Source organism: Verrucomicrobiia bacterium, assembly GCA_036405135.1.
Taxonomy (GTDB): domain Bacteria; phylum Verrucomicrobiota; class Verrucomicrobiia; order Limisphaerales; family JAEYXS01; genus JAEYXS01.
Window position 1 is genome coordinate 18,926 of record DASWYF010000031.1, and the last position, 12,743, is coordinate 31,668.

At 56.7% G+C, this 12,743-nt stretch carries 10 protein-coding genes and 1 tRNA gene; 2 read left to right on the top strand and 9 right to left on the bottom strand.

The genetic code is table 11. From position 1 onward, the window contains the following. Nucleotides 1-473: 473 nt before the first annotated feature. Complete coding sequence (locus tag VGH19_14750) at nucleotides 474-1,616, bottom strand: ankyrin repeat domain-containing protein (GenBank protein ID HEY1172626.1); 1,143 nt, start codon at nucleotides 1,614-1,616, stop codon at nucleotides 474-476. Nucleotides 1,617-1,916: 300 nt separating this feature from the next. Further along, nucleotides 1,917-1,993 (bottom strand) — tRNA-Arg (locus VGH19_14755). Nucleotides 1,994-2,301: 308 nt separating this feature from the next. On the opposite strand from VGH19_14755, the gene VGH19_14760 reads away from it, so the two are divergent. Beyond that, nucleotides 2,302-2,547: a hypothetical protein gene (locus tag VGH19_14760; GenBank protein ID HEY1172627.1), complete on the top strand. Its 246-nt coding sequence runs from the start codon at nucleotides 2,302-2,304 to the stop codon at nucleotides 2,545-2,547. A 64-nt stretch (nucleotides 2,548-2,611) separates the two neighbouring features. Here VGH19_14760 and VGH19_14765 read toward each other — a convergent pair whose 3' ends face one another. The 5 genes from VGH19_14765 to VGH19_14785 all read right to left on the bottom strand — a co-directional run bounded on the left by VGH19_14765 (nucleotide 2,612) and on the right by VGH19_14785 (nucleotide 8,891). Beyond that, nucleotides 2,612-3,610: an efflux RND transporter periplasmic adaptor subunit gene (locus VGH19_14765; protein HEY1172628.1), complete on the bottom strand. Its 999-nt coding sequence runs from the start codon at nucleotides 3,608-3,610 to the stop codon at nucleotides 2,612-2,614. Then, a complete protein-coding gene (locus tag VGH19_14770; protein ID HEY1172629.1) occupies nucleotides 3,607-4,788 on the bottom strand; it encodes an ABC transporter permease in 1,182 nt (393 codons plus the stop codon). Before VGH19_14770 ends, VGH19_14765 begins: the two co-directional genes overlap by 4 nt. Before the next feature lie 4 nt (nucleotides 4,789-4,792). Then, nucleotides 4,793-5,938 (bottom strand): ABC transporter permease, encoded by a 1,146-nt coding sequence (locus VGH19_14775; protein HEY1172630.1) that lies wholly within the window; start codon nucleotides 5,936-5,938, stop codon nucleotides 4,793-4,795. Continuing rightward, entirely contained in the window at nucleotides 5,935-6,627 is a 693-nt protein-coding gene (locus VGH19_14780) for an ABC transporter ATP-binding protein (GenBank protein HEY1172631.1), read from the bottom strand. The genes VGH19_14775 and VGH19_14780 overlap by 4 nt, the downstream gene beginning before the upstream one ends. A 302-nt stretch (nucleotides 6,628-6,929) precedes the next feature. Further along, nucleotides 6,930-8,891 (bottom strand): M48 family metallopeptidase, encoded by a 1,962-nt coding sequence (locus VGH19_14785; GenBank protein ID HEY1172632.1) that lies wholly within the window; start codon nucleotides 8,889-8,891, stop codon nucleotides 6,930-6,932. A gap of 147 nt (nucleotides 8,892-9,038) precedes the next feature. Between VGH19_14785 and VGH19_14790 the strand changes: the two genes are divergently transcribed. Further along, nucleotides 9,039-9,422, top strand: coding sequence for a hypothetical protein (locus tag VGH19_14790; protein HEY1172633.1), 384 nt, complete (start codon nucleotides 9,039-9,041; stop codon nucleotides 9,420-9,422). A gap of 9 nt (nucleotides 9,423-9,431) precedes the next feature. Here VGH19_14790 and VGH19_14795 read toward each other — a convergent pair whose 3' ends face one another. Further along, nucleotides 9,432-10,409: a hypothetical protein gene (locus tag VGH19_14795; GenBank protein ID HEY1172634.1), complete on the bottom strand. Its 978-nt coding sequence runs from the start codon at nucleotides 10,407-10,409 to the stop codon at nucleotides 9,432-9,434. Beyond that, the gene (locus VGH19_14800; GenBank protein HEY1172635.1) at nucleotides 10,406-12,739 is read right to left on the bottom strand and encodes a glutamine amidotransferase; all 2,334 of its coding nucleotides are present in this window, start codon (nucleotides 12,737-12,739) and stop codon (nucleotides 10,406-10,408) included. The genes VGH19_14795 and VGH19_14800 overlap by 4 nt, the downstream gene beginning before the upstream one ends. Between the last annotated feature and the right edge of the window lie 4 nt (nucleotides 12,740-12,743).

Genomic DNA, 12,743 nt, shown 5'->3' on the forward strand with positions numbered 1-12,743 from the left:
TCCACACACCCTCATTCTGCACCTGGTTCTCCACCATCAGCACGGCGGCCGAGGCTCCAAAAAACCCATAGATATTATCCCTGCCGCATCTCGCCAGAAAAGAACAACGTCAGCTCGCTCATGGTCTATACGCCTCATCACACATCACGCTGTTCGCGGGAATTTTTTTTGAATTTTAGCTGGTAAAAAGATTGAATAAACACAAAAAAATCGCCATCAATAGAATCTGCCGGGCACGCATACGTTTCTTCAGCGGGGTTCCCCACCCCCACCTCCTTGGCGTTTGCGGCCCGGCAACTTTTTTCTCCCTTCACTCCAAGCTACGCGAATCACCGCCACCTCTCTTTTTCAAAGTTGAAAGTTCGTTGTCTCATAAATCCTATCCATCCCATAAAACCCATCTCTCCTTTTCGCGTATTTAACGTCGAAACTCAAAACTAGGAACCAGAAACTTAATCGCCCTTCTCCCTTTTTTATCCCTCCCCACCCGCCTGTCGCAACAACTCCACCCCTTCCTTAAAAGAGTTCTCCAACGCCAGCGCCAAAGGCGTCCGCCCCTCTCGATCCTTCCGGTTCACCTCCGCACCCGCCCGGATCAGCTCCGCCAAAATCTCCGCATGCTTCTGAAACACTGCCTCATGTACCGCCGTGCTGTAATACCGCTCCGCCTCCGTGGCCGTGCGTTTCGCCGCGAACCAATTCGCTATACTGTTAGGATCAGCCCCCTTCGCGAGAAACAGCTTCACCACCCGCAATTCTTTATGATTCACTGCCAGATGCAACGGCGTCCGCATCCCATTCATCCTGTTCAGATCCACTCCCGCCTCCACCAGCATCTCGATCACCTCATATGCATCTGGAATCCGTGCGATTAACTCCGCACGTTTGACTCGTCCTTCCTCGTAGTTTTCATTACACGCGTTCGCACAAATCTTCAACGTGCTCAGATGACTCAGCGCACACTCCAACGACCCCTTTCCTTCATAGATCCCCTCGTATTTCGTCGCCACCACATTCACTTGCGCACCAGCCTCGATCATCGCCCGTAAGACCTTTGCGTCTCCCTGCGCCGCGGGCAGCACCACCGCCCGCCCAAACTCCTTGCAACCATGCGCGATCAGCAACGAGATGAACTCCGCACTCCGTTCCCCACCTTCCGCTCCCAATGACGCCGCGCAAACCCCTCGCTTCGTCAACAAGTTAGGATCCGCCCCCGCCTTCAGTAACAGTTCAAAAACCTCCAGATGCTTCTGCTCCGCCGCCGCCATCAGCGCCGTCATGCCCGAATCCCCCTCATCATTCGAGCCCTCGCGCTCATTCACATCCACACCAGCCTCCAGCAACATCTGCGCACAACCCACACACCCGCTATACCCCGCACTCACCAGCGGCACCGACGACCGATGCTTCACCCCTCGATGCCCCGCCGCCAGCAACGCCCGCATCACATTCTCCATCTTCAGCGCAGCCGCCAACGCACACGGAGTCTCCGGCACACTCCACTCATTCCAACGCACCCCTCTATCCGGCGGCACCTTATGCGTCGCCAGCAGATGCAACACCAACTCCGCATCCCCCATCTCCATCGCCAGATAAAATCCCGGTATTAGATACATAACGCCCTCGGTTCGTACAACTCCTGATTACCCGCAAAGCCTGAAGAAATCCCCCAAACCTGTCCAGCCAAGTGAAAAACTCACCGTATCAAACAACCATGTAAAAATGGAAAGCTTCTACCGACCCTAGCAATCAATCTGAGGGCCAAAGGCCCGGCTTCATAGCAGCGTGGGGCAGCGCCCCACGAAATGGTCCCAAAAGGTCGGAGCGCTGTAAGCGCGATTCATGCACCGTAATTACCCGTCACAAATTAATGAAACCGCATTAAAACTATTTTTGGGGAAATCTAAAGAGAAGAGTGGTGCACCTGTCAGGAGTCGAACCTGAAACCTTCTGATCCGTAGTCAGATGCTCTATCCAATTGAGCTACAAGTGCAACCAACGGGACCGAAACGCTACAAAACCACCCCCAACCCTGCAAGCGATTATTTCACGATTTTTTAACCCCTGCTTTTGGAGCGCGGATTGTTCAACTCCGAAGCCACGTCCAACCGCCTAACTCATTGCCAATCAAACTAAAGCATCCGTCGAAACCCGAGCTCCATCACCTCTCACCTTGGAGAGTGCTAGGCTTTTCCTTTCTCCCACGTCGAAAGCGTCCGGTATAAATCTGCCTTGTTACCTGAAGGTTAGCTGTTAAACTATTCGTGAATCTCCCCTGAGCCAGCGTAAACAATAAGCCAGATGCAAACCATCATTATTGCCGTAGTAGTGAGCTTCTTGGCGATAAAGATTCATTTTTGGTGGCGCATACGCTCACTACGCCGCCAAGGTATCTATCCACCAGCCGGGCAAGTCACCATGGCGGACGTCGAGCGTTTGTCGAAGACGGGTTACCGTGTTGAGGCGATCAGATGCTATCGGGAACTGAATCCCCAACTTGGCCTCGCTGAAGCCAAAGCAGCGGTCGAGGCCTTGAAGCAATCGTAATCCCAGATTTACTTTCGCTTACTTCTCCTATTCGCTTGTCCCCATTCGGTTGAAAATCTTCCCATCACTTCTTCACCTCTTCCTTCTTCCGCAGAAACTGCACCTTCGCACTCAACTCCGGGGTCAGAAACTTGTCCGGGTTCCGCACCTGCACCTTGATCTGCAGCGTCCCCTTCTGCCGATTCGCCTCCGGCGCGATCTCCGCCACATAACCCGCATAGCTCTTGTCCGGATACGCCTCCGGGCTCACCTTGCACTCCTGCTTCAGATACACCTTCGCCAAATCCTGCTCATTCAGATCGATCTCCACCTGCAAGTCATCCCCCTGCGCCACCGCGATGAGTGCTGTGCTCGGCCCACGCGTGCCGCCGAAGCTCTGCGGTGTCACCAACTCATTCGGGTCCACCAACTTCTCCAGCACCACGCCATTGATCGGTGACCGGATGATCGTCCAATCAATATACGTCAGCAGCAATTCCCGTTGCCCCTCGATCTCCTTGATCGCCGCTTTCGCGGAATCCACCGCCAGCCGCGCATCATCCTCTGCTTGCTTGGACTCCACATTGATCTTTGCCAGTTCACCCGTGCGCTTCCACGCCAGCTCCGCCTTCTCGATATTCACCTTCGCCATCGCCATGCGACCATCCGCCTCACGCAACCGCGCGCGATACTCCGTGTCATCCAACAGCACCACCACCTGCCCATTCGTAACGGAATCGCCCTTCGTCACCCCGATCCACTTCACCATCCCCGTGAACCGCGGACTGATTTCGATGCGCTCGCGATTCACGATATACCCGCTCACCGTCAGCACGGAACCATCCTCCGTCGGCACACTCGCCACCGGCGCGGCATTGGTCGAGGCAGAAGCATTCCCACCCTTCGCATCCATCGGCTTGCCGCCACCCATGATACGGCGCGAATCCGATTCCCGCGGCCACGCAAAAAAGATCGCCACCGCCGTGATGATTAACACCAATGCGAAGATCATCCCCACCGCGCCCTTCGGACGCTGCCGGACCTCTTCATCGATTTTCAGGCGGTTCGCCTGGTCAGGTTTCATACCGATTTAAGTGCTGAGATCACCGGGATGCGCGAAGCCCGCCACGCCGGCAGCAAGCTCCCGACCAAGCCGATGATCACCGCGAAAACAAGTCCCTCGCCCAGTAACGCAGGCGTGGGACGAAAATCAAAGATCACTTCGCTGAACGTATCAAAGTTGATCGTGCCAAACGTATAACCCGTAGCCGTCACCCACGCATACGCACCCGATACGATGAGACACCCTACCACACCACCGAGAAAAGCGAGAATCGCCCCCTCCATCAAGAAGCTGAACAAAATCGCCCGCCGATGAAAGCCCAACACGCGCAACGTCCCCACCTCACGCGTCCTTGCGCCCACCGTCGCATACATCGTGTTCATCGCGGAGAACACCGCTCCCACCGACATGATGAACGCCAGCGCCACGCCCAGAAACTTGATCGGCCCCGCCGTCTTCGTCTGGGTCCGATAATAATCCGTCTCCCGCTCCAGCCGCGCCGCGATCTGCTTGCTGCCCTCCAGCTTAGCCTTCAGCTTCGCCGCCGTCGCTTCATCCGTTGGCCGCACCAGCACGCTCGTATAATTCTCCCGTCCAAAAATGTTCCGCGCCTCATCTGTATCCATCCACACCTCGGAATCAAACGCACTCCGTCCACCATCCATCCATCCCACCACTTTCAGATCTGCCCCCGGCACATGAAATTCCTCACCGATCTGAAAATTCTTGAACCGCGACGCCAGCTTGCGGCTCACCACCACCTCGCGCTTGCCCGGCACGAACCACCGCCCCTCCACCAGTTGCACCTGCGGCCGCAATTCCTTCCCCTTCTCCATGATCCCGCGCACCAGCACATTCGCCTCGCCATTGCCTTCCTTGCGCGGCAGATTCACCAGCACCATCGTATCCGCCGTGAGAATCGCCTTCCCCTGCCCATCCTTCGCGATCTCCTCCATATATTGCAGATAGCGGAACTGCTCCCGCGTCACCTGGCTCACCGATTCGGACGTCGCGCCCTTGCGCACGATCAGGAAATTCCGCTCATCCCCCGTGTTCGCACTGTTCTGCTCCAAGCCCACCGCCATCGCTTGCAACATCACATACACCGCCACCACCAGCCCGATGCCGAAGATCGTCGCGATCGTCGAACGCCAGCGCACGATGACGTTGTTGAAATTATATTTGAGCGGCATTGCCATGGTTTTAATCCAGTGTCTTCAAGCCTTGGATCACACTCATCCGCGCCATCGAGATCGCCGGCACAATGCTGCCGATGATCCCCAGAATCGCCCCCACGCCAAACCCCGTCGCCATGATGCGCGGCGTCAATTCAAACGCCACAAACATCCCCTTCGTCACCGCCGTGATATTGATGTTCGAGAACAGCATCCACGCGCCACCAATGCCGATGACCGCACCCGCAAACGCGAACCCAAAGCTTTCCGCCAAAATGAACGCGAACAATTCATGCCGCCGAAAACCCAATGCCTTCAAGATCGCCAATTCCCGGAACCGCTCACGGATCGCCATGCTCATCGTGCTCGCCGTCACCAGGATGAGCGAGAACACCACCACGGTGCAGATGACACCGATAAACACCTTGATATTTCCCCACATCGAGATGAACCCCAGCACGAATGACCGCTCCGTCTCCGCCAGTACTTCCGCCGACGTGTTCTTGAATTCCTTGTTGATGCGCTCCACCACCAGCGGCACCTCCTCCAATGACTTCGCCCGCACCCACCATGTCCCCACGATGCCCTGCCGCCCGCACGCTTCATCCATGTAATCGTGATGGAACAACACATTACGATCATCCGGCGTGCCCTGATAGATGCCCGCAATGGTCAGTTCCAGATCCGCCTGCCAGATCGTTCCCACTAGCTTCATCTTATCGCCGATCTTAAAACCATACATATCCGCCGTCTTGATGCCGATGATGCACGATGAGCGATCATGTATCCAATTGTTCAACTGATCCATCGGCAGCTTCGCTTCGCCAAAAACATTCGTGAGCTGGATCGGGTCCATCGCGAACTGCGCAAAAGACGGGATGTCCTCATTCCGGAACTTACCACCAAAGAACGTGAAAGGCGTGATCGCCGCCACTCCGGGAATGCGCTCGATCGTCGCACGTTGCCGATACGGCAACGTGTTCGCCAGCGACACCCGATGCCGCACCGCGATGCGCATCGCCGCATCCGCATCCTCCATCGGTGTCGTCAGTTCACGCAACAGCACCATCAACGTGACGAGCAAAAACAAGCTCACCGCCACGCTCAAAATGGAAAGCAATGCGCGACGCTTGTTGCGCAAGGCATTCTTGATGATGAAGGTGCCGATCGTCACCGCGTCTCCTCCCGGATCAGTTCGCCCTTCTCCAGATGGATCGAGCGCGAGCCATACGCCGCCGCCTTCGGATCATGCGTCACCATGATCACCGTCTTGTCTCCGCTCTTCGCCAGACTCTGCAAAATCCCCAGCACCTCGTTTGCCGAATGTGCATCCAAGTTACCCGTCGGCTCATCCGCCACAATGAGACGCGGATCAGTCACCAGCGCCCGCGCGATCGCCACACGCTGCTCCTGACCGCCCGACATCTGCCTCGGCAAATGCCCCGCACGATCCGCCAAGCCCACCATCTCCAGCGCGATCTTCACCTGCGCCCGCCGCTGCCTGCCACTCAACCCCGTGAGCAAGAGCGGCAGCTCCACATTCTCAAACGCCGTCAGCACCGGGATGAGATTGAACGATTGAAAAACGAAGCCGACATTCTGATTCCGCCAATCCGCCAGTTGCGATTCATTCAACTTCGTCACATCGATGGATTCAATATGGCACTTCCCACTCGTCGGCCGGTCAATCCCCGCGATGATGTGCAAGAGCGTGGATTTCCCCGAACCGGAAGGCCCCATCAACGTAAGAAATTCACCCCGCGCGATATCCAGCGAAACATTGTCCAGCGCCGTGACATTGATCTCCCCCTGCCGGTAAATCTTCGTCAAATTCTGGATGCGCACCACCACGTCTTTTTCCATAGAGCAGGAAAGGAATATGGTAGAACCCCGCCAAAAGCAAACCCCCTTAAATCTTTGCAGAAACGTAACTCCTGGCCATTTCCCCACCTAATAGCCAACTCCTTGGAACGCAGATGTTTCTTCCTTCTCTCTGACGGGAGAAGGACTGAGGATGAGGGTGCCCCCGTGCGACGTCATATTAGACCTATCAGTCCTATAAGACCTATTCCCCTATTGGCCCGCCGGTGCAACCGGCGCTCATCTGCGTCCATCTGCGGTTACTTCCCTGTTCGCGTATTCCGCGTATTTCGCGGTTTATCCCCCTACTTCCCCGCCAACAACGGCGGCAACGGACAATCCAGCCCATCCGCCACCGCCCGCAACAACTCCGCCTCACGCGATTGTATCTCCCCATCACTCGCTACCGCATGCGCGCATGCATCCAACACCTGTTTCTTCACCATCGGCGACGCCGACGCCAACCGGTCCAACGCCGCATCAATGTGCGTCAGGTTAGCCTTACCCACCGGTTGCAACTGCAGATTCACTGCCTCCGCCCCCAACCGACTCACACCCATGCGAAACGCCTTCGCTGCTTCTTCCGGTGAAGCATGCCCCACAATCGCCAATCCCGAGAGCAACACCTCACAGTCCGGCAGCAAAGGCTGCAGCACGTAATACTGCACAACCGCCTTCTTCACCTGCCGGTAATGCGGCCACAAATGCCGCTTCAACATCCGCTGCAAGGAATACTCGAACAGATCGATCTGTTGGTCCGCCGCGATCAACGCCTCCACATTCCCCATGAACGTCTCGAACTGGCTCTGCGACATGTGCCGCAACGCCGGCATCGCCATCTCGATCAACGGCAACCGCGCCTCCGTCTTCACCGCTTCAAAGGATGGACGCAGTTTGTTCAGCTCCGCGAACACACCCGCATCCGCTCGTGCTTGCAAGGTACTCACCTGTTTCGCCCGGCAATTCTTATCAGCGCTCAACAGCAGCCCATAAACCAGCGCCCTTGCTCCATATCCATCATGCGCCGCCGCACGCAACGGCTCCGGCATCTCCGCCATCATGGCCAGCGCCCAGATCACGTTCTGCGGCTGCACCGTGCCCACCTGCCTCACGACATCTGTGGGCAATATCGGCGGCATCGGAAACGGCATCGGCGGCGGACGATGCCGCGGAGCCGTCGGTGGCTCCATCTCCTCATCATCCACATCGAAACGACCACCCCGACGTTTCTGCGACGGATACTCGACACGCGGAAAATTCCCATCAAAACGCGGCTCGATCGCTTTGATCCGATCCACTAACGGAGGATGCGTCGCCGTCAGGTTCGAAAAACTCTCCGCCAATGCATTGCCAAAGAACATATGGCTCGCCTCCTCCGCATCCGGCGCCGTCACCACCGACCCGCGTCGCCCCAACCCACCAATCTTCTTCAACGCATTCGCGATCCCATCCGGATTCCGCGTGAACTGCACCGCCGAGGCATCCGCCAGATACTCCCTCTGTCGCGACACCGCCGCCTTGATCAGCCGTCCAAAAAAGATGCCGATATAACCTACTGCGAACAGCACCAAACCGATGAGAGGCAATGGATTGGCTCCTTTCTCACGCGCCCCCAAACGATAACTACGACGCCCCGTCGTCTCCAGCAGGATGCGCCCGATCATCGCGATGCACAGGATGCCGAACAGCACGCCCATCATGCGGATGTTCAGCTTCATATCACCGTTCAAGATATGGCTGAACTCATGCGCGATCACCCCTTGCAACTCATCGCGGTTCAGCAACTGGATGCACCCTCGCGTCACGCCCACCGCCGCATCGCTCACCGAATTGCCTGCCGCGAACGCGTTGATCCCCTCCTCATCATCCATCACATAAATTTCCGGCACTGGCACACCCGAAGCGATCGACATCTCCTCCACGATATTCACCAGCTTCCGCTCATCCGAATCCCGCGTGCTGCCATCGATCAAACGCCCGCCAAGCGCTCGCGCCACCGCCCCACCACCGGAACTGAGCTGCGCCATCTTGAAAAGACTGCCCAAAACGACCACTGCCGTCGTGCCGCCCGCCACCATCATGAAGAGTCCGGGTTGCCACATCGTGCGCTCCGCACCTGTTTGCGGGTCTATCCTGCCCAGTTTGATTTGGATGAAAGCCAAGATGAGATAGATGACCGCGATCGTCCCCACTACCGCCGCGCCGAAGTACAGAACCAGCCGCCCGCTGTTCTTCCGCGCCTTTTCCTGTGCCGTAAAAAAATCCATAGCTCGGAAAGAAAGCTAACAGAAGCAGAGAACCAGACCAGTCCAACAAAAGAAGATTTTTGGAATCCAGATAAGCAACCATTTGTCTTTTGACGCCCAAATCATGTTAGGCCATATTGATATCAATCCAAGATTGCAATGGGCCTTATGAACAAGGAAATCTCCAAAGTTCGGTTTAGCTGGATCGAGTTTTCCTGCTTCCTCCTGCTCTTTTTCGCGACCTTTCGGATGACTTATGCCATAGCATTCGTTCTTTGTATCCTTGCTTATTTGAGTTTCAACTGGCACCGCAGCAACCACTTGATCCACTCAGCAACCGCCTTGATAGGAATCGCCTTTTTACTGCCCATTGACATCCATATACCCGGCGTAAGTAGTCCTATATTGGAAAGCACTCACAGGGGGCCAAGACTGGTAGAAGTAGGATACGGTTTCCCGCGCCTCGCTGAAGGTAAAGAATTCGCTGCCGTAGGCTGCGCCCAGCCATTGTATCCCGACAAATGGCGTCTCGTTTGGTTTGAGGAAAAATAAATATACCGCTCACTTCGGCAGCAGCCCCGCTTTCTCATACACCCTCGCCAGCTCCACCAACAACCTCTCCAATTCCTTGTCGTAATCCACCCCCTTCATCGTGGATTTCTTCTCCCGCAGCTTGTTGATACCCAACTCCAACTCATCCCGCTTCACTCGTAACTCAGCCGGCATCTTCTGCTCCTCCGCACTTCGCACGAGATGAAACTGATGCGCGCGAAACCCATCCAGTTCCGCATCATTGCGCGCCTTCTTCGTCGCTCTCACCCCACGGAACCAATCAGGAGGAGTACCCAATCCATCACCATTGTCATCCAATAACGAATGCTCCGTGGCGATGCGTCCCTCCGTTTTGTAAAACTCCGCCGTTTTCCGTGCCGCCATCAGATACGCCTCCAGCAGCGAAGTCTGCCCGTCCTTGTCCAGGTCCGCTTCCTTGTCCACGATCGCTTTTGAGAGATGCTCGCCGAAGCGCGTGTAGTTCTGCTCATACCCGCTCTTCGTCGCCGCGATGACCACACGCCCTGAGCCCGACAGCTTAGGCAGATACGGCGCGCTCGCCGCCGAAGTATTGATCACCGCCATCGGCCGATGAAACGGTTTCAACCATTCCGTCAGTTCATCCGAATTGAAATCCGGTCCGCGCAGGTTGAACTTCGCTTCCCTGCCGTCAAAAGTCCCATGCCCCAGCATCACGAACCACAATTCTCCCGCACCTTCCTTGGGTTCAATCTCCAGCTTCTTCTGCAACTCCTCGCGATCCTTGCCTTGATCCGCTTCCAACCCCACCGCGATAAAATTGGCATCGGCCTTCTTCGCTGCCTCACGCCACTGCTCCGCCCACTTGCTGAACTGCATGCCGTAAACCTCTTCACCCGCCGCGCCCACGACGACAAATACCGTCGGCTTGTCCGCACTGGCCGCCTGCGCGATCCCCAGCGCCAACAGCCACACACAACCGGCCAATGTCATCCACAGTCTGCTCATGCCAATCCAGATTTACGCCGCAAACCCCATTCCGCCAGAAAGCACGCCAGCGCCAGCAGGAATACCCACGAGGTATGCCACAGTGGCTGGGCGGTCGTTTCCATCACCGGCGCCTTGCGCGTCGGCAGCTTCGCCGCGAACGCCGCGAGCTTGTCCTCATCGATCACCTCGCCGCCCGTCTGCCGCGCGATCTTTTCCATCAGCTCACGATTCGGCTTCAGCGAGGCGAACTCTTCCGCCGCAAAATCACTCGCCCATGCCGTCAACGCTGTGCCTGCGGTCACTGCATTCGCATCCGTCGCCACCGCCGTGGCCATATAACCGCCCGCTTCACGCGGAATGAAAACCGTTTCGTACAAGCCCGGCTCATTGAGCGAAGGTTCCGCCGTCAGCTTGATCTCCGGCAGCAACGTCACATTTGTCGCCGTCGGCAAGGGCAGCGACTTGATCATCACGGACACTGTTGCGTTATCTAACGGCTTAAACACCGCATCCCTCGCTCTCACCTTCAAACGCACCGCACCATGCCCTTCATGACGTGCCGCTTCTGCACGAATCTCCACCCGCTCTGGCACATCCGCGACCAACCAGCGCAGCGTCTGCCGCCACGCCTTTTGCAAGTCAGCCATCATGAGCTCGTCATGAAATCCCCAACGCCACAAATCACCGATAGTGATCGCTGCCGAGCGGCCATAACCGAACTTCTGCGCTACCAACGCTGGAAATTGTTCCCCGCCATCATCACTCACCGTTGCCAACACATTCGCGCCCGGCTTCACCGCTCTCGTATGATTCATCACCTGCAGTGGCGGCATCGAGCCATAACGCTCGTTCTCATCCGCTTCACTCGCCCGCAACCGCACCCACGGTTGCAACCACCCTTCACGTGTCAGCGCGAGCTTCAGGTTGCTCACCGGTGTCACCTCCGCGTTGCCATCCAGATAAACCGGTAACATAGCGCCGATGGGCGTATTGTCATACTTGCCCTGGTTGAACGATTCCTGACCGCCCAACATCAGGAAACCACCGCCGCGATCACCCACAAAGCGTTGCACCAGACTCATCTGATCTTGCGTGAAAAACTCCGACTCCAGATCATCCAATATGATCGCGTGATAGCGATACAGGTCCGCCGGGTCCTTTGGAAAACCATCGCGCAACTCCGCTTCATCCTTCGCGTTCAAACGGATCAACACCGGCTGATCATATCGCTCCGTCTCCTCCGTTTTGCGATCAAACCCGCGGAATAGCGGATTGCTCGCCTCACCCACGCGCGATTTGAAATTGAACTTTTCGCGTTTGGCCACGCGTACCAATCCCATCAATTCAAGCTGCGGATCATCCCACACCGAACGGTTCAGGAATTTGAAATCCCAGTTCGGACGACCGGACACATAAAGGATGCGATACGGCCCCTCACCACGCGTGATGGCCACAAGCTGCTGATTGTTCAGCAACGTCGCTTCACTCGTATGCTTGTCTCCCAGTGCGGTCACCGTCACCCAATACAACGTGTTACCAGGTGCGATGGGCCGTTCCAGAAAACGGAAGACTAACGGCTGCGCATCATCCTTCACCTCCTGCGTCTGCCCTTTCACGCGCTCTAGTGCGGATGTGTTGGTAACGGAAAGAGAGGTCGTATTTGTGCCGCTCGGACTCACTTCCACCACCTTCGCCACGATGCTCTCCCCCTTGTATCCCGTCACACTGACCTCCACTTGCATCGTCACCGGCGCATCTTCAAACGATGTCTGCGTCACCGACACCTTGCGGATGGCCAGATCACGCTCTGGCTCACCCTTGCCGATCACAACCGGATAGACCGGCGGCAACCCGGTGAAATCCATCGCATCATCTACATCCGTGGCATTGCCATCCGTGAGCAACAGCAAACCCGCCACCGGCTGACCACGATAACGCTCTCCCAAAGTCTTCACTGCGTAACCAAGCGAAGAAGCATCTCCCTTGAAATCCAACGCACTGAAATCACTCACCGCCTGCAAACGCGAATCGACGAGGAATGGTCGCAGCTTGAAACTTTCATTAAGCCCACCGAGCCACCCCTTCTCCGCATCCGCCAGCATTCCTTGCAGACGTTCGCCACGTGTCTGGCTCGCATCGCGATCGCGGATGAGCATTCCTTGGCTGTTATCCGCCACCACCAGCAATTGATTCGCTCCCGGCACCGCGCGCTCGGAGGACCACATCGGCTCCATGAGACAGAGCGCGAGCAGTGTGATACCGAGAACTTTTAATCCCACGCACGCCAGCCGCAGACCTCCGCGAATGCGTGTATTCCGATATCCCCACACCAGCAGCAGGGCAGCCACGAAC